Below are 25,454 nucleotides of genomic sequence, written 5' to 3'. Positions count from 1 at the left end.
GAGCTTTCGTCATGTTGAAACAGATCCGTCCGGCAATCGTCATGATCGTTGCCGTCACCGTCATCACCGGCCTCATCTATCCGTTTGCCATGACCGGCATCGCCCAGGCGATCTTCCCCGTCCAGGCGAATGGCAGCCTGATCGAACAGGATGGCAAGGTCGTCGGCTCCGCGCTGATCGGCCAGGCCTTCACCGGCGAGCAGTATTTCCATGGTCGCCCGTCGGCTGCAGGCGATGGCTATAACGCGGCCTCGTCGTCTGGTTCCAACCTCGGCCCGACCAGTCAGAAGCTGATCGATCGCGTGAAGGCCGACACGGAAGCTGCGAAAGCGACCAACCCGGGCGCGGATGTGCCGATCGACCTCGTCACCGCATCGGGCAGTGGTCTTGATCCGCATATCTCGCCGGAAGCGGCGCTGTTTCAGGTGCAGCGTGTCGCAAGGGCGCGCAGCATGGATGAAGCCGCGGTTCGCGCCCTGGTCGAGCGTCATATCGAACAGCGGGAACTGGGCTTTCTGGGTGAGCCAGTGGTGAATGTGTTGGCGCTCAATATGGCGCTCGACGCCGAGAAGTCGTAGTTGAACGAGCGGCGGTCAGTTTGGCCGCCGCTCGTTTGCGGAACGAAAGACCTCCATGCCGGACGCAAAACACGAAGGCGCTAGCAGACCATCACCGGACGCTCTTCTCGAGTACGCCCGGCAGGAGGGGCGTGGCCGGCTAAAGATCTTTCTCGGGGCCGCACCCGGCGTCGGCAAGACCTATGAAATGTTGATGTCCGGCCGCAGCCGAAAGGCCGACGGCATCGATGTGGCGATCGGCGTGGTCGAAACCCACGGGCGGAAAGAAACCGAAGCGCTGGTCGAGGGCTTCGAAATGATTCCCCGCCGCGTGTTGGACTATCGCGGCCAGCAGCTCGACGAGATGGATCTCGATGCGATCCTTGCCAGGAAGCCGCGGCTGGTGCTGGTCGATGAACTCGCCCACACCAACGCATCCGGCAGCCGCCATCCCAAGCGCTACCTCGACGTCCTCGAAATTCTCGCCAGTGGCATCGACGTATTTTCGACGCTGAATATCCAGCATGTCGAGAGCCTGAACGACATCGTCGCGCAGATCACGCGTATCCGTGTTCGGGAAACAGTGCCGGACTCGGTGATCGACCGCGCCGACGATATCGAGATCATCGATATTACGCCGCAGGATCTGATCAAGCGGCTGCATGACGGCAAGGTCTATCTGCCGACGACCGCGCGGCGTGCGGTCGAGAACTATTTTTCTCCCGGCAACCTGACTGCTCTGCGCGAGCTGGCGCTGCGTCGCACCGCGCAACGGGTGGACGATCAGCTTCTCAATCACATGCAGGCGCATGCCATTGCGGGTCCCTGGGCCGCGGGCGAACGCATTCTCGTTTGCCTCGATCATGGCCGAAACGGCGCGGCACTGGTGCGCTACGCCAGACGCCAGGCCGACAGGCTGCGGGCACCCTTGACGGCGCTGCATCTGGAGACGCCCGGATCTGCCAATCTGGGCGAGGCCGACAAGGACCGTCTTTCGGCGGCGATGCGGCTTGCTGAACAGCTCGGTGCCGAAACCGTGACGCTGCCTGCCTCAAGGGTGTCGCGCGAAATCATCGCTTACGCCAATGCTCACAACTTCAATCACCTGATCATCGGCAAGTCGACCAAGCCGCGCTGGCGGGAGCTGTGGGATGGGTCGATCACGCACGATCTGATCCGCTATTCCGGGGCAATCAGCGTTCATGTCATGTCCGGCGGCAGCGAGGAGGCTGTCTCGACGGGCGTCCGTTCGGCGCAGCCGGCAAGGAAGATCAACCCGAAACACTATATCCGCGCCACCCTCTTCATGACGGCAGCGGTTGTGGTCGGCTCGCTGCTCGACCAGGCGCTCGACGTGCAGAACCTGGCACTCGTCTTCCTGATGGGCGTGCTCGCTTCGGCAATCCGGGGAGGGCTGGGGCCGGGTCTCTATGCGTCCTTCATCGGCGCTCTCGCCTTCAATTTCTTCTTTCTCGAGCCGCGCTTCACGTTCACGATCCGAGATCCGGAAAGCGTCGTAGCGCTTCTCTCGTTTCTCGGAACCGCAGTTGTCGCAAGCAATCTGGCCGCGTCGGTTCAACGGCAGGCAATCGCCGCCCGGCAGAGAGCCCGCACGACCGAGGATCTCTACCTGTTCTCGAAGAAGCTTGCCGGCACGGGAACGCTTGACGACGTGCTCTGGGCCACCGCGTTCCAGATCGCCTCCATGCTGAAGGTTCGGGTCGTCATTCTGTTGCCCGAGAACGACACCCTTGCCGTCCGGGCCGGCTATCCGCCTGATGACACGCTTGTCGATGCCGACATCGCGGCGGCGAAGTGGACATGGGAACACAATCGTCCGGCCGGCCGCGCGGCCGATACGTTACCCGGCGCCAAGCGGTTGTACCTGCCGTTGCGCACCGGACGCGGGGCGATCGGCGTTGTCGGGCTCGACAACGACCGGCAGGGACCGTTGCTCACCCCGGACCAGCAGCGTCTGTTCGATGCGCTGGCCGATCAGGCCGCACTCGCGATCGAGCGTATTCAACTCGTCGCTGATGTCGACAAGGCAAAGCTTGCCGCCGAAACGGACAAACTGCGCACCGCACTGCTGACCTCGCTTTCGCATGACCTGAAGACGCCGCTTTCGGCCGTGCTCGGGTCGGCGAGCACGCTCAAGGATTTCGGGGCGAACCTGACCGATCATTCGCGAGATGAACTTCTGACCACCGTGATCGAGGAGTCCGAGCGCCTTAACCGGTTCATCGTGAACCTGCTCGACATGACGCGCATCGGCTCCGGCGCCATGGAGCCAAACTTTGCGCTTCATTATGTCGGCGATATCGTCGGGACGGCCTTGAAGCGGGCACAGAAAATCACCGCGGATCACAAGCTGAAGGTGGCTATTCCATCCGAAATGCCGATGATCAGAAGCGATCCGGTGCTTCTGGAGCAGGCACTCTTCAATCTCATCGACAACGCGGCCAAATATGCGCCAGAGGGTACAACGATCGAGGTTCTGGGCTGGTCAGATGCGAAATACGTCACCCTTGCCGTTCTGGACGAGGGGCCGGGGATCCCCGATGCCGACCTGGAACGGGTGTTCGACACTTTCTACCGGGTGCGCAAGATCGATCATGTCAAGGCCGGCACGGGCCTTGGACTGTCCATCAGCCGCGGTTTCATCGAAGCGATGGGTGGGCGTCTGACGGCGGGAAACAGACCAGCGGGTGAGGGAGCGATCTTTACGATCCGTATGCCAATTCCGGCCCAGCTGCAGATTGACGGAGACATGCGATGAACCAGGCCGCCACGAGAATTCTGGTCGTCGATGACGAGCCGCCGATCCGCAAGCTGTTGCGGGTCGGGCTTTCGACGCAGGATTTCGTCATCATCGAAGCACCGAACGCGAAGACCGCAATGGAACTCGTGGCTGCCGATCAGCCCGACCTCGTTCTGCTGGATCTCGGCCTGCCCGATATGGCCGGGCACGATCTTCTGGCGAAATGGCGCGCCGAGGGGCTGACGCTGCCGATCGTGATCCTGTCGAGCCGGACGGATGAGGAAGGGATCGTCAAGGCGCTGGAAATGGGGGCAGACGATTACCTCACCAAGCCGTTCAACATGAACGAACTGATTGCGCGGATCCGGGTTGCGTTGCGTCACCGGTTGCAGACCCAGGGCGAAAAACCGATCTTCCAGACGGGTGATCTCAGTGTCGATCTCGTGCGGCGCGTGGTCAGGGTGAAGGGCGAGGAGGTAAAATTTTCGCGCAAGGAATACGACATCCTGCGGATCCTCGTGCAGCATGCGGGGCGCGTGCTGACCCACCGGTACCTGATCGATCAGGTCTGGGGGGAGGTCACCGACATCCAGTACCTGCGCATCTACGTGCGCCAGATCCGCCAGAAGATCGAGGAAATGCCCGACCAGCCGAGGTATATCTTGACCGAAACGGGCGTCGGTTACCGGCTGACCGAAAGCTGAAATCCGGCGGCGGGGTGATCTGGCCGGTTGATCGGTGTATGTCTGCAGCCTGATTCCCGACTGTGATGCGCATCCATGGAAACCTCCCTCTATCGACCGGTCAAATCCTTCCTCGAGACTGCAGGCTATGTGGTAAAGGGCGAAGTCGGCGGCTGTGATCTCGTCGGCCTGAGCGAGGGCGATCCCACGGTCGTCGTCATTTGCGAGCTCAAGCTGAGCTTCAATCTCGAGCTTATTCTCCAGGCGGTGGACAGGGCGGCAATCGCGGACGAGGTCTGGATCGCGGCAAAACTTTCGCTCAAGGGCAAGGGCCGCGAAACCGACAAGCGCTACCGCGACCTCTGCCGCCGGCTTGGCATCGGTATTCTCGGCGTTTCGGCCGCAGGAGATGTGAGCGTCATCGTCGGCTCCGTGTCGCCGATGCCGCGGACCAATCCGAAACGACGTTCCAGGCTGATGCGCGAACACCAGAAGAGACGCGGCGATCCCGTGCTGGGCGGCAGTACGCGGGTTCCCGTCATGACCGCCTATCGCCAGCAGGCGCTTAGCTGCGCCGCCATGGTCTCCAACGGTCCGTCCCGCGTGCGCGATATCAGGGCGGTTGCCCCGGATGCCGGCAAGATCCTGCTTTCCAACGTCTATGGATGGTTCGAGCGGCTCGACAGAGGCGTCTACGGCCTCACCGACGCTGGCCGTGAAGCACTGGAGAGATGGCCCCAGCCGGATCCCCGGTCTTCTGACGTTTGATTACCGGCAGGGGCTCCCACGACCACGCCAATGTTCCATGGCTGCATCAGTTTTATGAGGAAATGCGAGAATTATTTGCGACACTTAATCGCGAATTAACTTGTGTTCGGATTCACGAAGTCTCAATGCGTTTGTAGTTCAGTGTGGCGAGCTGAAAGCCGCCAGGCGCGTCCGCGTGGTCGTTTCGAACCGTATTGGAATTACCGCATGCTTGCTTTGATCGACCGCTACATCAAGCAGGCCTGTGCGTCGGACCGGTTCGAGACGCGACGCAAAGTCCTCGCATTCGCATTGCTCATGACCGTTTGCGTCACCGTTGTTGCCGACATTCTCAACGTTGCGGCCCACTACACGCTTCATGCCTTGGGATGGCTGCCGTATGACGTCGTGCCCGCCGCAACGGTTGGGGTTATCATCTCGACTGTCGTTGCATCGGCGCTGACATTTTCGATCGTCTATATCGTTGGTCTAGCAATTCATCACCTCACGATCTCCCGGGCGGCTTTCGAGCATTTGAGCCGGACGGACATGTTGTCGGGGCTGATGAATCGGCGAGCGTTCCTGGATGAGGTGACGCGCGCTCCCGCCGCATCTTCTCTCATCCTGTTCGATATCGATAAGTTCAAGGCGATCAACGACCGCTTTGGCCACGATATCGGGGACCAGGCCATCATTGCAGTTGCGCATCAGCTCGCCGAGATCTTTTCGCAAAGTCGTGCCGTTGCCCGGATCGGTGGTGAGGAGTTCGCAGTCCTCGTGTCAGCGCTTTCGCCGACGGAGCGTCTCTCGCTCGCGCACCGCTGCAGGGCCCTGATTGCTGCGCGGCCCATACAAGCGGGCAAAAGGCAGGTCGATATCACGGTGTCCGGTGGCGTTGCGGACCAGGAGGACTACCCTACGTTCGAGGCTCTCTACCAGGCCTCCGACAAGGCGCTGTTCGTTGCCAAGGCGTCCGGGCGCAATTGTGTCGTTCACAGCAAAGACATCGCGGTCATTCTCGACGCCCATAAGGTGGCCACGATGTAACGGCCTGCTCCGGTAGGCGGTGAGAACACGCTCCAATTCGTTCAGGCCGCTGTCAGCTTGCCGTCATACCCATCCGGTGATGACAACCGGAGGTAAACCCATGCTCACAATCCGAAACACCGCTATTGCACTTGCCCTTTTCGTTGCTGCAACGCCTGCACTGGCCGGCTCTATGGTCAAGGTTGTCGAGTCCGGCGAAGCGGGTGAGCCGATGACGTTGACGATGGATCAGACGACCGTTCCGGCAGGCGACACAACGTTTATGGTCCACAACGACGCGACGACCGAGGAGCACGAAATGGTGCTCGTCAAGTTGAAGTCGCCAGATCAGACACTCACCGTAGTCAAGGCCAAACATCGCGTCGATGAGAAGACGCTGAAAAGCCTTGGCGAAGTTGCCGATCTGAAGCCCGGTGCCGACGGCCAGTTGAAGGCCAAGCTCGTCCCCGGAACGTATATGCTCTTTTGCAACATCAAGGGCCATTACGAAGCCGGCATGCATGCGACCCTCACGGTGACGAAGTAATCACCGCTTGCGTGTGGGCTCCGCCGCCTCATAGCGGCGGTCAAGTCACGATCGGACCGTCAGGCAGACGTGGTGGCCAGCGAAAGGCGTTGCAGCTGTGCAACGCCTCAGGTTGAACCGCGGCTCGATGTCAGGGACGAGCGGTTTCGCGGGAGATAGCGGCCGCGGCTTTCGGGCCCGGTCAGCTCTCCGTCCTTGACGATGGTCCTGCCGCCAAGAAGCACCTGCACCGGCCAGCCGCGGATCTCGAGCCCTTCATAGGGCGTATAGTCCGCGCCGTGTTTCAGGAGGTCGTTCGTGACGGTGACGCGCTTGTCCGGATCCCAAAGCGCGATGTCTGCATCGGCGCCGATCGCGATCGTGCCTTTGCGGGGATAGAGACCGTAGAGTTTGGCATGATTGGTCGAGGTCACGGCAACGAACGTGTTGATGTCGATGCGCCCCTTCATGACCCCTTCGGAAAACAGGATCGGCAGGCGGGTGGCGACGCCCGGTATGCCGTTCGGGATCCAGCGGAAATTCCGCTTGCCCTTTTCGTTGAGCTTGCCTTCCGGATCGTCGAAGCGGAAAGGGCAGTGGTCGGAGGAGAACAGGTCGAAGACGCCCTGTTCCAGTCCCTCCCAGCAGGCATCCTGGCTCGCCTTGTCGCGCGGCGGCGGCGAGCAGACGAATTTGGCGCCTTCCATCTCCGTCTGGTCGAGATCATCAGCCGTCAGCATCAGATATTGCGGGCAGGTTTCGCCGGCGATCTTCTGGCCCCGCTTTCGGGCGCGGCGGATTTCCTCCATCGCCTCTCTGTTCGAGACATGGACGATGACGATCGGCACATCGACGATTTCGGCCAGCGACAGCGCTCGGTGGGTGGCTTCGCGTTCGGCGGCGATTGGTCTGGTCGTGGCATGGAATTTCGGCGCGAACTTGCCTTCTTCCTCATGCCGGCCGATCAGGTAGCGGATCGCATCCTCGTTCTCGCAATGAACCATGACCAGCGCGCCGGTGCGCCGTGCGGTGTCGAGCGTGGCCAAGATCTCGTCGTCGCGCAGCCGCAGACCCTCATAGGTCATGAACACCTTGAGCGAGGTGTAGCCGTCCTCGACGAGTGCCGGCAGTTCCTGGCCGAGGACTTCAGGGGTCGGATCGGTGATGACAAGATGGAAGGCGACGTCGACATGGCATTTGCCTTCGGCCTTGGCGTGATAGATCTTCAGCGCCTCGCGCAGGCTCTGGCCCTTCTCCTGCATGCAGAAGGCCAGAACCGTGCTGTTGCCGCCGATCGCCGCCGACCGGGTGCCTGAATCGAAGTCGTCTGCCATGACGATGCCGTCGCCGGACGGCTGGTCGAGATGGACATGGCTGTCGATACCACCCGGCAGGACCAACAGTCCTGTCGCGTCGATCACCTCATCGGCTTCGGTAAGCTCTGCCGCAAGGGCAGCGATGCGGCCGTCCTTGATGCCCACATCGCTCACGAACGTGTCGCTCGCTGTGACCACCGTGCCGTGTCTGATGACCGTATCGAAGCGCATGATCCGTTCCTTCTTCAAGCGGCGGCGGCCGCGCGACCGGCGTCGGTTGCGAGGATCCGATCGAGTGCTGCGGTGAAGCGATCGATCTCTTCCAGCGTGTTGTAGTGCACCATCGACACGCGAACCATGCCGCTGTGGTCGGTCAGCTCAAGATATTCGGCAAGCCGGCGCGAGTGGAAATCGCCGAAGCGGATGGCGATCTTGTCGCCGTCCATCGCCTTGCAGACTTCGCCGGCGTCGCGGCCATCGAAGCGGAACGCGATCGTCGGGACCCTCGTGCTACCGCTGTTTGTCGTCTGGCCGACGATGCGGCAGTCGTTGCGTGTGCGCAGGTAAGCGAGAAGGCGTTCCACCAGCAGGTTTTCCTGAGCGGTGATCGCAGCGAAGGCCGCTTCGATCTTCTGGCGCACCGTGCCGGTCTCGCCGGCCTGTTCGCCGAGCGCCGTCAGGTAATCGACGATGCCGCAGGTTGAATAGGCGAGCTCGTAATTCGGGTTGCCCGGCTCCAGCTTGCCCGGCACTTTGTCCTTGCCGTAGAAGTAATGGTAGAGCGTGTCGAGCTCGGCCAGCAGATCGTATTTGCCATACATCAGCGCGTAGTGCGGACCATAAGTCTTGTAGAGGCTGAAGACGTAGTAATCGACATTCAGCGCCTGCACGTCGACGGCGCGGTGCGGGGCATAGGCCACGGCATCGACGCAGATCTTTGCGCCGCGGGCATGCACAAAATCGGCGATCTCTCTGATCGGGTTGATCGATCCGAGGATGTTCGACACGTGCGTCACGCAGACCAGCTTGGTGCGATCGCTCATCAGCGGTGCAAGGTCGGCCAGATCGAGCGTCAGCGTGTCCTTGTTGAGCGGCCAGAACTTGAGCGTGATGCCGCGCTCCTGCAGCCGGTCCCAGGGGCCGATATTGGATTCGTGATCGCTGACCGTGACGATGATCTCGTCGCCGGGCGAGAGCTGGCTCTGCATGGCACGGGCAAGGTTTTGCAGCAGCTGAGTGGTGGAAGCGCCGAAGACGATTTCTTCCGGACGCGATGCGTTGACCAGATGCATGGCAGCAGTCCGCGACTCGTAGAGTGCGGCGGCCGCTGCCTGCGAGACCGCGTAGGAACCGCCGATCTGGACGTTCTTCTCGATCAGGAATGTGTTGATGCGCTCAACCGCACCTTTGAGGATCTGCGACCCTCCGGCGTTGTCGAACAGCGTCCAGCCGCGCGCGAGGCCGGGAAACTGGCTGCGCACGTAGTCGAGATCGAGTGGAGAGGTGGTGTTCATCCCTGTGGTCCTGCGTTTGTTGTTCTTGTCAATGATTGAGCACGGCGCGCAGGAAACTGCGTGTCCGTTCTTCCCTAGGATTGTCGAAGATTTCGGCCGGCGTGCCCGCTTCGACAAGGCGTCCCGCATCCATGAAGATCACCCGGTCTGCGACCTGGCGAGCAAATCCCATCTCATGGGTGACGATGATCATGGTGACGCCGGTGCCGGCGAGCTTGCGCATCACGTCCAGCACTTCGCCGACCATTTCGGGATCGAGCGAGGAGGTCGGCTCGTCGAACAGCAGCACGCCGGGTTCCATGGCGAGCGCCCGGGCTATTGCCACGCGTTGCTGCTGGCCGCCGGAGAGCTGGCCGGGGAACTTTTCCGCCTGTTCAGAAATGCCGACCCGCGCCAGTAGTTCGCGGGCTTTGCGCTCGGCGTCTTCTGGCGATGCCTTCCTGACGCGCATCGGTGCCAGCATGACGTTTCTCAGCACCGTCATATGCGGGAAGAGATTGAACGACTGAAACACCATGCCGACTTCGGCGCGCACTTTCGCAAGAGCCGGGCCCGGCGCGACACGGGTGCCGTCGACGGTGATGGTGCTTTCGGGTGAAAACGCTTCGAGGTGGTTGATGCAGCGGATCAGCGTCGATTTGCCGGAGCCGGAGGGGCCGATGATGCAGACCACTTCTCCTTCGGCCACATCGAGATCGATATCGTGCAAAACGGTGAATGTGCCATAGGCCTTGTTCAGGCGGCGGATCGAAATGAGGGGGCCGGTTGTCTTCGCCATCAGCGTTTCCCCCGGCTATAATGCTTTTCGAGACGCGCAACGACGGCCACCATCGGCCAGAGCAGCGCGATATAGATGAGAGCAGCCCCGATCAGCGGCGTCGGGTTGGCGTTGAGCGCCTGCGCCTGGGTTGCCTGCTTGAGCAGATCCGGCATGGCGACGACGGAGGCAAGCGCCGTGTCTTTCATGACGTTGATGCAATTGTTGGTGAGCGGCGGAATAACGATGCGGATCGCCTGAGGCAGGATGATATCCATCATCGTGCTGCGACCCGACAGGCCCAGCGCTGCCGACGCCTCGAACTGCCCGTGCGGAATGGCCTCGATGCCGGCGCGAAAGATCTCGGCGGTGTAGGCGGCCGAGACAAGCGACAGCGCGGTTACGGCCGACAGGAACGGCGACAGGCGGATGCCGACGAAGGGGAGGGCGTAGTAGACGACAATCAGCAGAACCAGCAGCGGTATCGAGCGGAAGATGTCGATATAGATGCGGATCAGGGCCTGAAAGAATGCCGGAGCGTAAAGCCGTGCCACTGCCAGAAACAGTCCGCCGCCAAGGCCGACCAGAATGCTGGTGATGCCGATCTGCAGCGTGACGACCAGACCCCAGAGCAGCTGCGGCAGGCTGTTCAGAAAGACCGGTATGTTGAAGAATGTATTGAGAAGGTTCATGCCGGATCGGCTCCCTTGGCAAGCCGACGGAGCGTTTTGCGCTCCGCCGGATGCAATTCAAGCGTGCTCGGGTGAGCCTTACTTGGCCTTCGGCATGTCGAGAACGGCGACGGTCGAGGTCGTGTCTTCGGCCTTTGCACCGAACCATGTCTGGTGGAGCTTTGCGATAAAGCCTTCGCCCTTCAGCGTGGTGATGACGGCGTTGACTTCGGTCGCCAGCGGATCGCCCTTGTTGAACATGATCGAGTATTTTTCGCCGGTCGGAATGCGCTCGACGACCTTCAGTTCCGGCTTGTCCTTGGCGTAGTAGAGCAGGGCCGGAATGTCGGAGATGTAGCCGTCGACGCGGCCGGCGACGAGATCGAGCATGGCCGGCTGAAGGCCTTCAAAGCGGCGGATTTCGCCGAGCTTGTATTCGCCCTTGTGGCTGTCTGCCCACATGTCGCCGGTCGAGCCGGTATCGACGCCGACGACCTTGCCATCCATGCCCTTGAGGCCGGTAATGCCGGAAGCGGCCGTGACGGTCAGCGACTGGTCGCTATCGTAATAGGGCTGGGCGAAGGACACCGACTGCAGGCGCTTCTCGGTGATGGTGATCGATGACACCGCCATGTTGATGCGGCCCGACTGGACGGCCGGGAACAGGCCGTTGAACGGCGTGTTGACGAATTCGACGGTCTTGCCGAGGCGCTTGGCGATTTCGTTGACGAGATCGATCTCGAAACCGGTCACCTTGCCGCTGGCATCCTCGAATTCCCAGGGCACATTGCCGATATTGGCGCCGACGGTAAGATCGGCGGCATGAACGCCGATTGCGCCAAGCGCTGTAAACAGGCTGGCGAGAACAGTGGTTTTGATGCGTGACGCATGTAGCATTGAAGAACCCCTTGTTTTTATGATGAGACGCAATCTATGTTGGTCTAACTGGTCAGACCAGTCCGACCAAACAAGCACGGCACTTTGGGCTTTGCAAGATAGGTCGGGGAAAAATATATCTGACAGGCCGCAGGGGCCCAGCTGGAATAGGTTCGCATGCTCAACAAAACGCTCGTTCCGCAGTCGGTGGCCCGCGAAATCCAGACGATGATCCAGGCCGGCCAGCTGAAGGCCGGGGAGAAGATCCCGTCACAGCGTGAGTTTTCGCAAAAGTTCGGGATCAGCCGGGCGTCTTTGCGCGAGGCGCTGCTGACCCTGGAAACGCTAGGCCTTTTGAAGACCGAAGCCGGTCGCGGCACGTTCGTGACGGCGGGTTCGAGCTCGGTCTCGGACGGCGCCATCAGCCAGTCCGGTCACATGGCGCCGTGGCGTTACTCGGACAGCTATTCGGTGTTCGACGTGTTCCAGACCCGCATCCTCTTGGAAGGGGAGATCGCGCGTCTGTCCGCGGGCCGCCTGTCGCAGGCGCAGCTCGAGAAGATGGAAATGGCGACGCAGACGATGGAGGATTGCTGGGCCCGCCAGGACCTGCTCGCAAACGTCGAGGCGGATCTCGATTTTCACGGCACGATCGTTTCAGCCTGCGCAAACACCATGCTGAAGGCGCTCTACCAGACGGTGCGCGATCAGGTCACCGAAACCCAGCGGCAACCGATCCCGATGACGGATCCCGAGCGCATGCGACAGTCGATCGCCGAGCACCGGCGCATCATTGCGGCCCTGAGATCGAATGATGCGGCTTTGGCGAAGAGCGAAATGGAAACGCATATTCGCAACACCGCGCGCTGTGCAGGCCTTCAGCCATAGGCTGAAGGCGGCCGCATCCGGTGGCCGAAGGGTCACCCGGGCGGCAACCCGAGTGGTGGTGGATGCTCTGATAAATTGTGCCTTTGCCCTCTAGTGTCTGTTGCATAAAGGCTTTAGCGTTCTGCTCTTCGGATTCCTCAATGTCAGAGTTCCCCCATGACTGAGCCTTCTCTGTTTGCCCGCGTCGTCGCCTTTATCGGCCAGGGCGCTGTTCTCATTCGTCATTCGGGGGATGGCCCGCGGCAGCCGGTGTTCGGCACGACGCCGGCCATTCCGGCCGCAAAGCCGCAGGGCAAGATCCCGACGCTGAAGATGCCGACAGCCAAAGGCTGGGAGGGCGATCACAAGCCAACGGCAGCGGCGGGCCTCAAGGTCAACGCCTTTGCGCGCGGGCTTGTGCATCCGCGCAACATGCATGTTCTGCCGAATGGCGATGTGCTGGTGGCGGAATCGATGGGCGAGCGGGGCAATCCGCGCAGCCTGTTCGACCATGCGATGTCGGCGACGATGCAGCGGGCGCGCGCTTCCGGCGACAGCCCCAACCGCGTGACGCTGCTGCGCGACGCCGATGGCGACGGCGTGGCCGAGCAAAGTTTCGCCTATATCGAAAACGTACGCCAGCCCTATGGCATCGCGCTTGTCGGCGACACGCTCTATGTGGGAGCAAGCGATGCGCTTCTGGCCTATCCCTACGAGGCCGGCGCGACGAAGATTACCGCGCAGCCGAAGAAGCTGATGGATCTGGTGCCTGGCGGACACTGGACGCGCAACCTGATCGTCAGCAAGGACGGCACCAAGCTTTTTGTCGCCGTCGGATCGCTCAGCAATATTGCCGACGAAGGCATGGGCGTGGAAGAAAATCGCGCCTGCATTCACGAATACGACCTTCAGACGGGCCAGTCGCGCATCTTTGCCGGTGGTCTTCGCAATCCCGTCGGCATGGCGTTCGAGCCCGAGGGCGGCATGCTGTGGACCGTCGTCAACGAACGTGACGGCCTGGGTGACGAGACGCCGCCGGATTATCTGACATCGGTTCGCGACGGCGGGTTCTACGGCTGGCCCTACTGCTACTGGAACCGGGTCGTGGACGACCGGGTTCCGCAGGACGCCGCCAAGGTGGCATCCGCGCAGCAGCCCGACTATGCGCTGGGCGGCCATACGGCGTCGCTCGGGCTCTGCTGGTTGCCGGCGGGCACGCTGCCCGGCTTTCCGGCGGGGATGGCGATTGGCCAGCACGGGTCGTGGAACCGGTCCAAGCTTTCCGGCTACAAGCTCGCCTTCGTCGCTTTTGAGAACGGCAAGCCCGTGGGAATGCCGCGCGAAATCCTCACCGACTTCCTGTCCAAGGACGAAAAGCACTCCTTCGGCCGTCCGGTCGGAGTGGCTCTCGCCGCCGACGGTGCCGTGCTGATGGCGGACGATGTGGGCGATGTCATCTGGCGCGTCACCGGCGCTTGATCGCGCGACGTAGAACATTTGAGTTGATTGCTGCGTGCCACCCGATGGGTGCGCAGCAATCGCGTTCCGTCGCTGCAGGCCCGACCGCAGCGGCGATGATCAATCCGCAAGCTCTTGCGTCAGGATCCGTCCGGCAAGGCGGGCAATGGCCATGAGGCGGTCCAGTTCCAATCCGCTGCGGGCCTTGGCGGAGAGGCCGGTCATTGTGGTCGAGACGAAATCGGTCACGCTTTCCGCCTTTTCCGGATGCCGCGCTGCGATAAAGCCGCGGATCACATCCTCCGCTGCTGCCTGCAATGCACGGGTCGCCGCGCGTGCCTCCGGATCATCGCAATGGGTTCCCTCCAGAACGAGACAGCCAGCGGTAGCCGGGTCGGACGCATAGCGCCGGCAGGCGTCTTCCAGCACGGCCGCAAGGCATTCGGCAACCGGGCGGTCGGGCCTCAGGATATCAGCAAGCGGAATCGCCGCCGTTAGCGAGTAGCGTTCAAGAACGCGCGCGTACAAGCCGGCCTTGTTGCCGAATGCGGCATAGAAGCTGGGCGGGTTGATGCCGAGTGCCTGCGTGACATCGGCAACCCCCACGGCATCATAGCCGCGCGCATGGAACAGCTTTTGGGCGATCTCCACACCTTGGTCGGCATCAAAACGACGTGGGCGACCGCGGGTACGCGGAATATCTGTAGTCATTATTACAAAATACCTTGACGATGAACCCTGATGATTTATGTAGCAGTCATTACTGTATTTCTCAAGGATCTCAGATGACGACTTTTCAGGGAAAATCCGTTCTGGTTCTCGGCGGTAGCCGGGGTATCGGCGCCGCCATCGTGCGGCGGTTTGCAAACGACGGTGCCAACGTGACCTTCACCTATGCCGGCTCTCGCGCGGCGGCGGATGAGCTGGCGGCAGAGACCAAGACTACGGCTGTTCAGACCGACAGCTCCAGCCGCGATGCCGTGATTGCCCGGGTGCGAGAAAGCGGCCCGCTGGACGTGCTGGTGGTCAATGCCGGAATTGCTGTCTTCGGCGATGCGCTTGAACAGGATCCGGACGCGATCGACCGGCTTTTCCAGATCAATATCCATGCGCCCTATCACGCCTCGGTCGAAGCGGCGCGTCAGATGCCGGACGGCGGGCGGATCATCGTCATCGGTTCCGTCAATGGTGACCGGATGCCCATTCCGGGCATGGCCTCCTATGCGGTGAGCAAGTCTGCCCTGCAGGGACTGGCCCGCGGGCTGGCGCGCGATTTCGGGCCACGCGGCATCACCATCAACGTCGTTCAGCCGGGGCCGATCGATACGGATGCCAATCCGGAAAACGGACCGATGAAAGACCTGATGCACAGCTTCATGGCGATCAAGCGCCACGGTCGTCCGGAAGAGGTTGCTGGAATGGTCGCCTGGCTCGCCGGCCCGGAGGCGGGGTTCGTGACCGGGGCAATGCACACGATCGACGGTGCGTTCGGAGCGTAATCCCGGCATACCCCATCCGGGGCGACATCGCATAAGGCCAGTCGCACGACTGGCCTTACAGCTCTCGACTCAGCAATCTGCGATCTGCTTGCCCAAGTCTTTCAGCGCGTGGGAACAACGGCGCGGGTTTTCGGTTCCTCTCTCTCAGAAAAGAGAGGATTATCGATGACGCAGATCGTTTTCGTGCATGGCATGTTTCAAAATCCCAAAAGCTGGGACAACTGGGTTCGCTACTTCAGCGACAAAGGCTACGACTGCAGCGCCCCGGCATGGCCTCTCCACGATGGCGATCCGAAGGCATTGCGCGACAACCCGCCAGCCGGGCTCGGTGAGCTGAGCCTCGATGCCATCTATGCATCCATCAAATCGGCGGTCGCAGGCCTCGATAAGCCTGTCGTCATCGGTCACTCTGTCGGAGGTCTCATCGCGCAGAAGCTGCTCGCGGATGGCCACGTCTCGGGTGCAGTGGCGATCTCGTCGGTTGCGCCGAATGCCATGCTCGATTTCGACTGGGGCTTCATCAAGAACAGCGCCATCATCACCAATCCGCTGAAGGGCGACGAGCCGGTCTACATGGACGCAAAGACGTTCCATGGCTCCTTCGCCAACACGCTGTCGGAAGAGCAGGCGGCTGTCGAGTTCGAGAAGACGGCGACCCACGACAGCCGCAACGTTCTGCGCGACTGCATGGGTTCGTCCGGCAAGATCGATCTCAGCCGTCCGCATGAACCTTTGCTTCTGGTTGCCGGCGAGAAGGATGAGATCATTCCCGCCGATCTCAACGAGAAGAATTTCAAGGCCTACGAGAATACCGGCAGCGTGACCGACTTCCGCGAGTTCCCCAACCGTGGCCATTACATCTGCGGCGAACCCGGCTGGGAAGAGGTCGCCGCCTATATCGACGGCTGGCTTCAGCAGAACCGGTTCGACGTCGACAACCGTATCTATGCTCCAAGCGCGATCTGAGGGACAACCATGACCAATATCAAAGCACGCGGGTTCGAAAGCACCGCTCTTCTAAATGAACATCTCGACGAGTTGGACGACGTCGCCTATGGCGATCGCGGCGCATCGGCCGGGGCCATGTCCGGCAGCGAAGCCGAAATGGAGCGGCTGCGTCGGGAAGTCGTCTATCTGCGCAACCGGATTGCCGAGATCGAAGGCGAGGGCCAGACCCGGCGTGCATCGCCGTCCTCCCAGACCCCAGAAAATTCGTGGGTGAAGCTGATCGGAACCGCCACCGCAACCTTCGTTCTTGGTCGGCTTGCACAACGGTTGCGGCTTGGACCTGTGGGGACGGCTGCCGTTCCGCTGATCGCCGGACAGCTTCTCAGCCGTATCCGCTGAACCACTGACATATTGCACCGGCGGCAGAGCTGCGGCCGGTGCATTCTTTGCATGGATTACGCCTGGTCTGGTGGCTGAACGAAGCCTCCCGTGAAGATAGACAGGCGAATGTGGGAACACTCCCCGTCCACCTTAGTTCTTGGGTTATAATCCAGGAACATTATCGTGCCGACATTCCCACCGCTCATTCTTTCGCGCCGACACATGCTTGCGTCCACCACAGCGGCGCTCGCCGCTTCGGCGTTGCCGGCATTTTCTCAAGATACGACTGTAAAGGCATCCATTATGGAAGACCCGACGACCAAGTACCCGCAGCCTCCGTTTCAGAAGCAGACCCAGCCATTCCCAGGTTTGGCCGGCAAGATGACGCCGAAGCCGGATCACGGCGAGACCTCGTATAAGGGCTCGGGCCGGCTGGCCGGTCGCAAGGCTCTGATCACCGGCGGCGATTCCGGGATGGGCCGTGCGGCTGCCATCGCCTATGCCCGCGAGGGTGCCGATGTCGCGATCAACTATCTTCCCGATGAAGAGCCGGATGCCAAAGAAGTCATCGCCCTGATCGAAAAGGAAGGTCGCAAGGGCATCGCGCTTCCCGGCGATCTGCGCGACGAGGCATTCTGCGTGAAGCTTGTCGAAGATGCCGCAAAGGCTCTGGGTGGTCTCGACATTTTGGTCAACAATGCGGGCCGTCAGCAGCAGGCCCAGTCGCTGTCGGATATCACCACCGAAGCCTTCGACGCGACGATGAAGACGAACATCTACGCGATGTTCTGGCTGACCAAGGCGGCGCTCAAGCATCTGCAGCCGGGATCGTCGATCATCCAGACGACGTCCGAACAGGCCTACGATCCGTCCGAGAACCTGGTCGACTATGCCATCACCAAGGCGGCCGGCATGAGCTTCACGAAGTCGATGGCCAAGCAGCTCGGCCCGAAAGGCATCCGCGTCAACGGCGTTGCGCCGGGCCCGGTCTGGACGCCGCTGCAGGTGTCGGGCGGTGCGACGATGGAAAAGCTGGTCGAGTTCGGTGGCGATACGCCGCTCGGCCGACCGGGTCAGCCTGCCGAGCTTGCGTCGATCTACGTCCAGCTTGCCGACAACGGCGCAAGCTTCTCGACGGGACAGATCTACGGTGCTGCCGGTGGCAGCGGGCAACCTTGAACATGAACATGCGCATGAACACCAACGCGAATGCAACACGACCGGAGGTTAGAACGTGAAAGCTCTTACATGGCACGGCAGCGGTGATATCCGCTGCGAAGAAGTAGACGATCCAATCATTCAGCATGACCGCGATGCGATCATCAAGGTCACGAGCTGCGCCATCTGCGGCTCGGATCTTCACCTTTATGGTGGTTTCGTTCCCGGCATGCACGCAGGCGACGTGATGGGCCATGAAACGATGGGTGAGGTGGTCGAAGTCGGCCGCGGAAACTCGAAGCTCAAGGTCGGCGACCGCGTGGTCGTGCCGTTCACGATTTCCTGCGGCGAGTGCCGTCAGTGCAAATGGGGTCAGTTCTCGCTTTGCGAACGATCCAACCCCAACGGCGCGATGCAGGCCAAGCAGATCGGCTATCCGACGGCCGGCCTGTTCGGCTTCTCGGAAATGTACGGCCAGATCCCGGGCGGCCAGGCCCAGTACCTGCGCATTCCCTACGCCGATGTCGGGCCGATCGTGGTGCCGGATGGATTGACCGATGAACAGGTCCTGTTCCTCTCCGACATCTTCCCGACAGGCTACATGGCGGCCGAAAACTGCGACATCAAGCAGGGCCAGACGGTTGCCGTGTTCGGATGTGGTCCGGTCGGCCTGTTTGCGATCAAGTCGGCGTTCTTGCTCGGTGCAGAGCGCGTGATTGCGATCGACACCGTGCCGGAGCGCTTAGCGCTTGCGCAACAGTCCGGTGCCGAGACGCTTGACTATGCGGATGAGGATCTGCAGCAGCGCATTCTCGACATGACGAACGGTCTTGGGCCGGATGCGGTCATCGAGGCGGTGGGTCTTGAGAGCCATGGCGCCGGTGGCGTGATGGAAACGCTTCAGACCAAACTGTCGGCAACCGAGCGTCCCTACGCGCTCAACCAGGCCATCCTCGCCTGCCGGCCCGGTGGTACGGTCTCTCTTCCCGGCGTGTTTGTCGGTCCGGCCGTTCCGACGTCGCTGGGCGCCTTCATGGGCAAGGGCCTGACCCTCAAGACCGGTCAGACCCACGTTCAGCGTTATCTCGAGCCGCTGATGAAGCTGATCCAGGATGGCAAGATCGATCCGTCATTCCTGATCACGCACCGCATCGGACTTGAGGAAGGTCCGGAGGCCTACAAGACGTTCCGCGACAAGCAGGACGGCTGCGTCAAGGTCGTGATACGCCCGAACGGCTAATCAGATCGAATGGCCTGCGGCATCTGCCGCAGGCCATTCTCTTGTAAGCATGAAGAGGATGCGGCGAAGCACCGGGCGCGTACCGTGCATTCAGCCGCATTGTCGTTTTGATACCTTGATTTTAACGGAAGATGCCGGTCGCGAGCGCGCGCTGTATGCCGCGCACATCGGTGCCCTTTTTCAGCGTTTTCGCAATCGGGCTGTCGCTACCCGATACCCAGATTTTCAGCTCCGAATCCAGATCGAACGTTCCCGCAGTCTCGACCGAAAACCGGGTGATCGACCGGTAGGGAATCGACATGTAGTCGACCTTACTTCCCGTCATCCCCTGGATGTCGACCATAATGATGCGATACTGGGTGAAGACGAAGAAATCGCGGATGAGTTTGAAGGCGAGTTGCGGCTGTTCTCCCTCGATCAGCACGCCATCGAGACGCTTGTTCAGGTCTGCCGGGTCGACTGTCGATCCATGGCCCAGAAATCCGTCAAAAAGGCCCATGATTGCAATCTCCCGGCAAAGGTTTTGGGTCTCAGTCCTGAAGCGGCTTGATCATCTCGATCACTCCACCGGCGTCGATGACGCCGCGAGAGAGATCGGTTCGGCCACGCGCAATTTCAATGACGGTGTAGAGCTTTTCGTCCCGGAACGCGCTGGCGAAGTCGGTGCTGACGCCTTCGGCAGGCGCTGAGTCAACTTGCTGGAAGTCAACTTCCTGGCTGGTCGCGACAATCCTTGCATCGCCGGCAGTCCTTGCGGCAACCGTGACTGCGCCCTGCATGGGAGCATTCTGCCACCGCGGATCGTCGCTACGGGCGGTCGGTTCGAGCCTGTAGATGTTGAGCGTTTCGCCGGGCGTGGTCGTCACCGACGCGTCTCTGATCTGGGCCTCGCTTTCGACCGATTGCCCAACCCTTGTCTCGCTGATCGAGGTGTCCGAGAATTTGTCACCGTGGATGTCGTCGATATCAGACATTGCGTTTTCTCCTGCAAGGTTCCCGAACTGCCGGCGGGTTGCACAGTTCCACTGCTCTGCTCGTTTACCGACAAGTGCTGCGATCAGTCGTTCGAGCCGTCTGGTTAAATGCGGAAGGCGACACCATATATTGGCGAGACGGACGAACAGGAGATACATCATGACAACCGAACGCGCAGTTTTAGCAGGCGGCTGCTTTTGGGGAATGCAGGATCTGATCCGCAAGCTTCCCGGTGTCCAATCCACACGCGTGGGCTATACGGGCGGAAGTGTTGCAAACGCGACCTATCGCAATCACGAGGGTCACGCGGAGGCGATCGAGATCAATTTCGATCCGACCAAGACGACCTACCGCGACCTGCTGGAGTTCTTCTTCCAGATCCACGATCCAAGCACCCGCAATCGGCAGGGTAACGACGTCGGCTCGAGCTATCGCTCCGCGATCTTCTTCACCAGTGACGAACAGAAGAATGTTGCCGCTGACACGATCGCCGATGTGAATGCGTCCGGTATCTGGCCGGGCAAGGTCGTGACGGAAGTCGTGCCTGAGGCAGAATTCTGGGAGGCAGAGCCTGAGCATCAGGATTATCTGGTGCGAATCCCCAATGGCTATACCTGCCACTTCCCGCGGCCCAACTGGCGGCTGCCGAAGCGTGCAGCGTAACGGGTCGCCCGATAACATTATCCCGAAACGCACTTGGGCCCGGTGGAAACACCGGGCCCAAGTCGTAATGCCATCCCACGTAAGGACAGATCAGCTTACAGCGAGATCTGGCCTTCGTCGCTGCCGTCCCAATAGCGGATCGTCTTAGCCGTCACGCGGATCATCACGACACCGGGAGTGTCGATCCCTTCCGGGAAATACCGGTTGAGGTCCTTGGTCCAGTGATCCTTGAATGTCGCTTTGTCGGTGATGAGCGTTGCCGAGCCTTCAACGCCGACAAAGAGCGGCGAACCACCCAGCATGCCGACTGCGCCCGTATAGGTAAGGCCGACTGCGCTGTCGGCGCGGATTTCCGCAATCTTTCTCGACTGCTCGTAGGCGAAGAAATAGCTGTCGCCGTCGTACTCGACGTCGCCGTTGTTGCTCATCGGCCGCGAAGTGAGGTTGCCGGATGATGTCGTGGTGGTCAGCATGGCAAAGTCCAGCTTTGCCATCTTCTTCGACAGGTCGTGCAGCGTAAGTTCGGACATGGTTGCTCCAGGTGTTGCTCGAATGGAGTAGGAACTGGCGGTTCTCTCGTTGGTTCCGGTGCGCCAGTCTCGGGCGCCATAGACCGGCATCCGGTCACCTACCTACGTACGTTAACGTACCCTTCCCGGATTGGGCGTCATCGAACGGAACGATGAGCGCAACTGCGACTTGAGTTACCTCTAGTAGGAGGAGACGAGAATGGATGCCGATCTCAGATTGCACCACGAAGTCGTAGCACTTATTCCAGCGCTGAGGCGCTTTGCGATGCGCTTCCATCGAAACGCGACCGATGCTGACGACCTTGTCCAGGAAACCTTGCTCCGGGGCCTCGCGGCGCTGCCTTCGTTCGCCACCGGGACCAACCTCAAATCATGGTTGTTCACCATCATGCGCAACACCCATCATACCGCCTTTCAGCGGGCAAAGCGCATGAGCATCGGAACCGAAAATCTCGAGCACCTCATGCCTGCAGCGTCTTCGCCCCAGGAGTGGGCCATCCGCAAGAGCGAGTTCGACCGGGCATTGATGGCGATGCCGGAGACGTACCGGGATGCCTACAAGCTGGTGATCGAGGACGGTCAGTCCTATGACGTTGCAGCCGATAAATGCAATGTCGCCGTCGGTACGGTGAAGAGCCGGATCAGCCGTGCCAGGCATTTCCTCGCAGCCCAGATGGGCGAGACTGTCTCCACAGTGGCGTCGATCTGAGCGCCACCGTGACCGAATATCGTCAGGCTGAACACAGTGTCAGCCAGACGACGCCGGTGAAGCAGAAGGCGGTCGAGAACAGGGCCGCTATCGAGACGTAGATCGCCACACGGTTCATGAAGCTGGACGTCTCGGAAACGGGTGACGTCCGGCTCGACCGTAGCTGGCGCAGCAGAATTACGACAACCGCCATGACGCTTGCGATCATCATCGATATCAACAGCAGCCGGAGCGGCGATGTCCAGGCTCCAAGGTTGCCACTCTGCCAGTCCAGGCTGCAGCCGGTCGCCTGAACCGCGTAGATCGTCAGGAATGCACCACTCCAGACCACGAACGCCGAGATAGCAAGCAGAAGCGGGTGGCGCATCTAGAGGCCTCCCTCGCCGATCAGGCTTTGCAGCGCCAGATAGAATGCCGCGGCACTGATGCCTGCTGCTGCCGTATAGTCATGCCAGAGCCTGCCAATCCTGAGATCGATGGAGAGAATAGCCTTCCTGTTTCCAAGGCTCGTCCACAGAGCGTGGGCTGCAAACACCGCGCCGATCGTCCCGTGCAGGGCTGCATAGTTGAAGATCACGAACACGGAGGCGATCGCGGCATGGCCTGACGGCGCGGGGAGGACCAGCAATGCGATGGCGAGGAACAGCCCGGTCGAGATCAAGTGTCCGAGCATCGCCAGCGCGCTGCCCACCGTCACTGCCCCGTTGCGACCTGCGGCCAGGCGACCTCCAACACAGCTCATGATCACCCCGCCGACGGCGAGCGCCAACAGCTTCACGTCGACGACAAAGCCGGCCGGCGGCCAGTTGGGGGCGGAAACCCACAGGAAAAGGCAGCCGAACAACAGGGATATGTAGAGCGTCGCATCGGCGACAAGCGTGAGAACCATCGCCAGATAGGATGGCGGCGTGCTCGCATGGAGGTGAACCGGCACGCTTAACCCATGCCCGATCGGAACGAGATCATTTTCCACGGGCAGCGGATCGCGGCGCGTCCAGAGCCAGAAACATACGATGACAGCGATCAGCGCGAACGGTATCGCCCAATAGATCTTGAACAGCATCATCAGGAAGAATGCGCCTGTGGCGATCGCGGTCCAGAGAGGCAGGTATGTCTGGCGCGGAAGCATCACCACCTGGTCCGGCTCTCCCGTTACCGGATCCACGCCCAGCACTTCCATGCGATCGTTGCGCGGCATGCCGAGATAACCGCGTCCAGCGGCTAGGTAGGGGCCGAGCGTATCCGGATCGAGCAGGTCTGCGCGTTTGTCGATCCTCGGAAGGGAAGCGAAGTTGTAGGATGGCGGCGGTGTCGGCATCGCCCATTCCAGCGTGCCGGCCTTCCAGGGATTTCGTCTGAACGGCCGACCGAACTTGAACAGAAGGATGAAGTCGAGCGCCACCAGCGCGAACCCCATCGCCATGATGAAGCTTCCCATCGACGAGATGAAATTCAGGGTCTCCCATCCGAACTCGGTCGGATATTCGAAGACACGCCGCGGCATGCCGAGCAGACCGGTCAGGTGCATGAAGAAGAAGGTGACGTTGAACCCGATGAAGATCATCCAGAACGCCGCATTCGACAGGTGCTGAACGGGCTGTTTTCCGGTCAGATGCGGCAGCCAGTAGTAGGCCATGGCCAGCATCGGGAAGATGAAACCGCCGACGAGAACGTAGTGCAGGTGGGCAACCACGAAATGGGTGTCGTGGGCCTGCCAGTCGAACGGCACCATGGCCAGCATGACACCCGTCAGGCCGCCGATGACGAAGACGAAGAAAAACCCGAAGATATGCAGCATCGGAATGGAAAAGCGCGGGCGTCCATGCGCCATCGTGGCGAGCCAGGCAAAGATCTGGATCGCCGTCGGCACCGCGACCAGCGCGCTTGCCGCCGAGAAGAAGGAGAGCGCCACATGCGGTATGCCGACCGTGTACATGTGATGCACCCAGAGGCCGAAGGACAGGAACGCCATCGACACGATGGCGGCGACAATCACCCGGTAACCCGCAAGTGGCGTGCCCGAGAGTACGGGTAGAATGGTCGAGATCGCGCCTGCTGCGGGCAGAAAGATGATGTAGACTTCCGGGTGACCGAACAGCCAGAAAAGGTGCTGCCACAGAAGCGGATCGCCGCCGCGGGTGGGATCGAAGAACGGCAGGTCGAAGGCGCGTTCCACCTCGAGCAGGATAGAGCCGAGGATCAGTGGCGGAAACCCGACCAGCATCATGGTTGCGACCACGAGCATGTACCATGCGAAGATCGGCATCCGGTCGAGCGACATGCCGGCGGCCCGAATTTTTACGATCGACACGATGATCTCGACCGCGGCGGAAAGAGCGGAGATTTCCACGAAGGTGATGCCGAGCAGCCAGACGTCGGAGTTGATGCCGGGCGCATAGACCGAGGAGGACAGCGGCGTGTACATGAACCAGCCGCTCGACGGCGCGACGCCGCCGATGAGCGCTGCGATCAGGATCGTGCCGCCGAACAGGTAGCACCAGTAGCCGTAGGCCCCGAGACGGGGAAACGCGAGGTCGCGGGTGCCGAGCAGTTTCGGCAAGAGGTAGATCGCCATGCCCTCGAAGAAGGGGATCGCGAACAGGAACATCATGATGGTGCCATGCATCGTGAACACCTGACCGTAGGTCTCGGCGTCCATGAACACGCTGTTGGCGGAGGCAAGCTGGGTGCGGATCAACATTGCCAGGATGCCGCCGATCGCAAAGAACACGAGAGCGGTCAGCATGAAACGGACGCCAACCACATTGTGGTTGACGGCAGCGAGACGACCCCAGCCGGGCTTTCCAGCCCATAAGCGGTCCAGCGCGCGATGCAGCTCGATCGGATTGTGGCCGGGTGACGTGGGTTCGTTCATCGGGTGACTTCCCCAATGATTGCCTTTTCGAAATCGTCAGCCGTGTGCGCCTGTACCTCGAAGCGCATGCCGGCGTGTCCGGTGCCGCAATATTCCGAGCAGACGCCGCCATATCGTCCGGGCTGGTCGGCGCGTATGCGCAGCCGGTTGGCATGGCCGGGAACGGCATCGATCTTGCCGCCGAGGCGGGGAACCCAGAAACTGTGAATGACGTCCTCGCTTTCGGCGATGATTTCGATAGTTCGGCCCGCCGGAATATGCAGGAGGCCTGTTGCGGTCCGGCTGCCCGGCAGGGACGGGTAGGAGAACTGCCATTGCCACATGCTGCCGACAGCCCTGACCTCCAGCACATCCTCTGTCTTCGCGCTGCCGCCGCTCAACAGAAATTCGCCTTGAGAAAACGCGTAGAAGGTCAGTGCGGTGAGGACGGGCAGGGGAAGAACGAGGCCGCCCCATACAATCCAGCCGCTCTGGGAGAGGCCGCGTCCAAAGCGCGGGCGAAACAGGGTGGCGGCAAAGAGCCCGACGACGAGGGTAAAGAGGACGACAGACCCCCACAGCATCACCCACCACAGCTGGGCAATCGAACCCGCGGATGGTCCGGCGGGGTCGAGCGCGGAGAGGTCGCCGGTGCAACTGCTGAGCGCTGCAGAAACAGAGGCCAGCGCGAGGACGCGGAACCAAGTGCGGACCTGATGGATTTGCCCTGCGAACGGA

Annotated in this window: 27 protein-coding genes; 15 read left to right on the top strand and 12 right to left on the bottom strand. The window is 61.1% G+C overall.

All coding sequences use genetic code 11. The annotated features are described in order from the left end of the window. Nucleotides 1-11: 11 nt before the first annotated feature. The 6 genes from kdpC (at nucleotide 12) to ACQY1P_RS18135 (ending at nucleotide 6,321) form a co-directional block, all read left to right on the top strand. Nucleotides 12-578, top strand: a complete 567-nt coding sequence (kdpC, locus tag ACQY1P_RS18160; RefSeq protein WP_113109811.1) for a potassium-transporting ATPase subunit KdpC — start codon at nucleotides 12-14, stop codon at nucleotides 576-578. 55 nt (nucleotides 579-633) lie between these two features. Further along, a complete protein-coding gene (locus ACQY1P_RS18155) occupies nucleotides 634-3,336 on the top strand; it encodes a DUF4118 domain-containing protein (RefSeq protein ID WP_430254773.1) in 2,703 nt (900 codons plus the stop codon). After that, nucleotides 3,333-4,022: a response regulator transcription factor gene (locus ACQY1P_RS18150; RefSeq protein WP_209901730.1), complete on the top strand. Its 690-nt coding sequence runs from the start codon at nucleotides 3,333-3,335 to the stop codon at nucleotides 4,020-4,022. Before ACQY1P_RS18155 ends, ACQY1P_RS18150 begins: the two co-directional genes overlap by 4 nt. A 75-nt stretch (nucleotides 4,023-4,097) precedes the next feature. Then, the gene (locus ACQY1P_RS18145) at nucleotides 4,098-4,769 is read left to right on the top strand and encodes a DUF2161 domain-containing phosphodiesterase (RefSeq protein WP_430254771.1); all 672 of its coding nucleotides are present in this window, start codon (nucleotides 4,098-4,100) and stop codon (nucleotides 4,767-4,769) included. 207 nt (nucleotides 4,770-4,976) lie between these two features. Beyond that, nucleotides 4,977-5,795, top strand: a complete 819-nt coding sequence (locus ACQY1P_RS18140) for a GGDEF domain-containing protein (RefSeq protein ID WP_062460654.1) — start codon at nucleotides 4,977-4,979, stop codon at nucleotides 5,793-5,795. A 100-nt stretch (nucleotides 5,796-5,895) separates the two neighbouring features. Beyond that, nucleotides 5,896-6,321, top strand: coding sequence for a plastocyanin/azurin family copper-binding protein (locus ACQY1P_RS18135; RefSeq protein WP_062582465.1), 426 nt, complete (start codon nucleotides 5,896-5,898; stop codon nucleotides 6,319-6,321). A gap of 107 nt (nucleotides 6,322-6,428) precedes the next feature. Here ACQY1P_RS18135 and hydA read toward each other — a convergent pair whose 3' ends face one another. The 5 genes from hydA to ACQY1P_RS18110 all read right to left on the bottom strand — a co-directional run bounded on the left by hydA (nucleotide 6,429) and on the right by ACQY1P_RS18110 (nucleotide 11,455). Then, nucleotides 6,429-7,847, bottom strand: coding sequence for a dihydropyrimidinase (gene hydA / locus ACQY1P_RS18130; RefSeq protein WP_430254769.1), 1,419 nt, complete (start codon nucleotides 7,845-7,847; stop codon nucleotides 6,429-6,431). Between the two features lie 14 nt (nucleotides 7,848-7,861). Further along, the gene (locus ACQY1P_RS18125) at nucleotides 7,862-9,130 is read right to left on the bottom strand and encodes a cysteine desulfurase-like protein (protein ID WP_430254767.1); all 1,269 of its coding nucleotides are present in this window, start codon (nucleotides 9,128-9,130) and stop codon (nucleotides 7,862-7,864) included. 28 nt (nucleotides 9,131-9,158) lie between these two features. Then, nucleotides 9,159-9,908, bottom strand: a complete 750-nt coding sequence (locus ACQY1P_RS18120; protein WP_430254765.1) for an amino acid ABC transporter ATP-binding protein — start codon at nucleotides 9,906-9,908, stop codon at nucleotides 9,159-9,161. Next, nucleotides 9,908-10,579, bottom strand: a complete 672-nt coding sequence (locus ACQY1P_RS18115) for an amino acid ABC transporter permease (protein ID WP_092659948.1) — start codon at nucleotides 10,577-10,579, stop codon at nucleotides 9,908-9,910. Before ACQY1P_RS18115 ends, ACQY1P_RS18120 begins: the two co-directional genes overlap by 1 nt. Nucleotides 10,580-10,657: 78 nt before the next feature. Continuing rightward, nucleotides 10,658-11,455 carry an ABC transporter substrate-binding protein gene (locus ACQY1P_RS18110; protein WP_430254762.1) on the bottom strand — a complete coding sequence of 266 codons (798 nt, stop codon included), beginning with the start codon at nucleotides 11,453-11,455 and terminating at the stop codon, nucleotides 10,658-10,660. A gap of 156 nt (nucleotides 11,456-11,611) precedes the next feature. Between ACQY1P_RS18110 and ACQY1P_RS18105 the strand changes: the two genes are divergently transcribed. After that, the gene (locus ACQY1P_RS18105) at nucleotides 11,612-12,322 is read left to right on the top strand and encodes a FadR/GntR family transcriptional regulator (protein ID WP_092659950.1); all 711 of its coding nucleotides are present in this window, start codon (nucleotides 11,612-11,614) and stop codon (nucleotides 12,320-12,322) included. Between the two features lie 156 nt (nucleotides 12,323-12,478). After that, on the top strand, nucleotides 12,479-13,780 hold the full coding sequence (locus tag ACQY1P_RS18100; protein WP_062582477.1) for a PQQ-dependent sugar dehydrogenase: 1,302 nt from the start codon (nucleotides 12,479-12,481) through the stop codon (nucleotides 13,778-13,780). Nucleotides 13,781-13,879: 99 nt separating this feature from the next. Here the strand turns inward: ACQY1P_RS18100 and ACQY1P_RS18095 are convergent, their stop codons facing one another. Continuing rightward, the gene (locus tag ACQY1P_RS18095) at nucleotides 13,880-14,470 is read right to left on the bottom strand and encodes a TetR/AcrR family transcriptional regulator (RefSeq protein ID WP_062460626.1); all 591 of its coding nucleotides are present in this window, start codon (nucleotides 14,468-14,470) and stop codon (nucleotides 13,880-13,882) included. Nucleotides 14,471-14,544: 74 nt separating this feature from the next. On the opposite strand from ACQY1P_RS18095, the gene bdcA reads away from it, so the two are divergent. From bdcA to ACQY1P_RS18070, 5 genes are all read left to right on the top strand, one after another. Further along, on the top strand, nucleotides 14,545-15,258 hold the full coding sequence (bdcA, locus tag ACQY1P_RS18090) for an SDR family oxidoreductase (protein WP_062460623.1): 714 nt from the start codon (nucleotides 14,545-14,547) through the stop codon (nucleotides 15,256-15,258). Between the two features lie 165 nt (nucleotides 15,259-15,423). Continuing rightward, on the top strand, nucleotides 15,424-16,224 hold the full coding sequence (locus ACQY1P_RS18085) for an alpha/beta hydrolase (RefSeq protein ID WP_062460619.1): 801 nt from the start codon (nucleotides 15,424-15,426) through the stop codon (nucleotides 16,222-16,224). A 9-nt stretch (nucleotides 16,225-16,233) separates the two neighbouring features. Then, nucleotides 16,234-16,605 carry a hypothetical protein gene (locus ACQY1P_RS18080; RefSeq protein ID WP_092659955.1) on the top strand — a complete coding sequence of 124 codons (372 nt, stop codon included), beginning with the start codon at nucleotides 16,234-16,236 and terminating at the stop codon, nucleotides 16,603-16,605. Between the two features lie 204 nt (nucleotides 16,606-16,809). Continuing rightward, nucleotides 16,810-17,766: an SDR family oxidoreductase gene (locus ACQY1P_RS18075; protein ID WP_113165546.1), complete on the top strand. Its 957-nt coding sequence runs from the start codon at nucleotides 16,810-16,812 to the stop codon at nucleotides 17,764-17,766. A 55-nt stretch (nucleotides 17,767-17,821) separates the two neighbouring features. Further along, nucleotides 17,822-18,985, top strand: coding sequence for a zinc-dependent alcohol dehydrogenase (locus tag ACQY1P_RS18070; protein WP_062460610.1), 1,164 nt, complete (start codon nucleotides 17,822-17,824; stop codon nucleotides 18,983-18,985). 121 nt (nucleotides 18,986-19,106) lie between these two features. On the opposite strand, the gene ACQY1P_RS18065 is transcribed toward ACQY1P_RS18070, so the two are convergent. Continuing rightward, nucleotides 19,107-19,484, bottom strand: a complete 378-nt coding sequence (locus ACQY1P_RS18065) for a PH domain-containing protein (protein WP_430254759.1) — start codon at nucleotides 19,482-19,484, stop codon at nucleotides 19,107-19,109. Nucleotides 19,485-19,515: 31 nt separating this feature from the next. Beyond that, on the bottom strand, nucleotides 19,516-19,959 hold the full coding sequence (locus tag ACQY1P_RS18060; protein WP_430254757.1) for a hypothetical protein: 444 nt from the start codon (nucleotides 19,957-19,959) through the stop codon (nucleotides 19,516-19,518). Nucleotides 19,960-20,119: 160 nt separating this feature from the next. Here ACQY1P_RS18060 and msrA point away from each other — a divergent pair, with 160 nt between their 5' ends. Beyond that, a complete protein-coding gene (gene msrA, locus ACQY1P_RS18055) occupies nucleotides 20,120-20,623 on the top strand; it encodes a peptide-methionine (S)-S-oxide reductase MsrA (RefSeq protein WP_174196259.1) in 504 nt (167 codons plus the stop codon). 95 nt (nucleotides 20,624-20,718) lie between these two features. On the opposite strand, the gene ACQY1P_RS18050 is transcribed toward msrA, so the two are convergent. Then, nucleotides 20,719-21,153: a pyridoxamine 5'-phosphate oxidase family protein gene (locus ACQY1P_RS18050; protein ID WP_174196260.1), complete on the bottom strand. Its 435-nt coding sequence runs from the start codon at nucleotides 21,151-21,153 to the stop codon at nucleotides 20,719-20,721. A gap of 199 nt (nucleotides 21,154-21,352) precedes the next feature. Between ACQY1P_RS18050 and ACQY1P_RS18045 the strand changes: the two genes are divergently transcribed. Further along, nucleotides 21,353-21,862, top strand: coding sequence for a sigma-70 family RNA polymerase sigma factor (locus ACQY1P_RS18045; RefSeq protein ID WP_062460596.1), 510 nt, complete (start codon nucleotides 21,353-21,355; stop codon nucleotides 21,860-21,862). 22 nt (nucleotides 21,863-21,884) lie between these two features. On the opposite strand, the gene ACQY1P_RS18040 is transcribed toward ACQY1P_RS18045, so the two are convergent. The 3 genes from ACQY1P_RS18040 to coxB are packed head-to-tail and all read right to left on the bottom strand — an operon-like array spanning nucleotide 21,885 to nucleotide 25,402. After that, complete coding sequence (locus ACQY1P_RS18040) at nucleotides 21,885-22,229, bottom strand: hypothetical protein (RefSeq protein WP_209901708.1); 345 nt, start codon at nucleotides 22,227-22,229, stop codon at nucleotides 21,885-21,887. Then, complete coding sequence (ctaD, locus tag ACQY1P_RS18035) at nucleotides 22,230-24,737, bottom strand: cytochrome c oxidase subunit I (RefSeq protein ID WP_430254754.1); 2,508 nt, start codon at nucleotides 24,735-24,737, stop codon at nucleotides 22,230-22,232. After that, nucleotides 24,734-25,402: a cytochrome c oxidase subunit II gene (coxB, locus tag ACQY1P_RS18030; protein ID WP_430256728.1), complete on the bottom strand. Its 669-nt coding sequence runs from the start codon at nucleotides 25,400-25,402 to the stop codon at nucleotides 24,734-24,736. Before coxB ends, ctaD begins: the two co-directional genes overlap by 4 nt. Nucleotides 25,403-25,454 lie beyond the last annotated feature (52 nt).

The sequence above is a fragment of the Neorhizobium sp. DAR64872/K0K18 genome, from assembly GCF_050500175.1.
Classification (GTDB): Bacteria; Pseudomonadota; Alphaproteobacteria; order Rhizobiales; family Rhizobiaceae; genus Neorhizobium; species Neorhizobium soli.
This window is presented reverse-complemented; position numbering and strand designations above follow the sequence as displayed.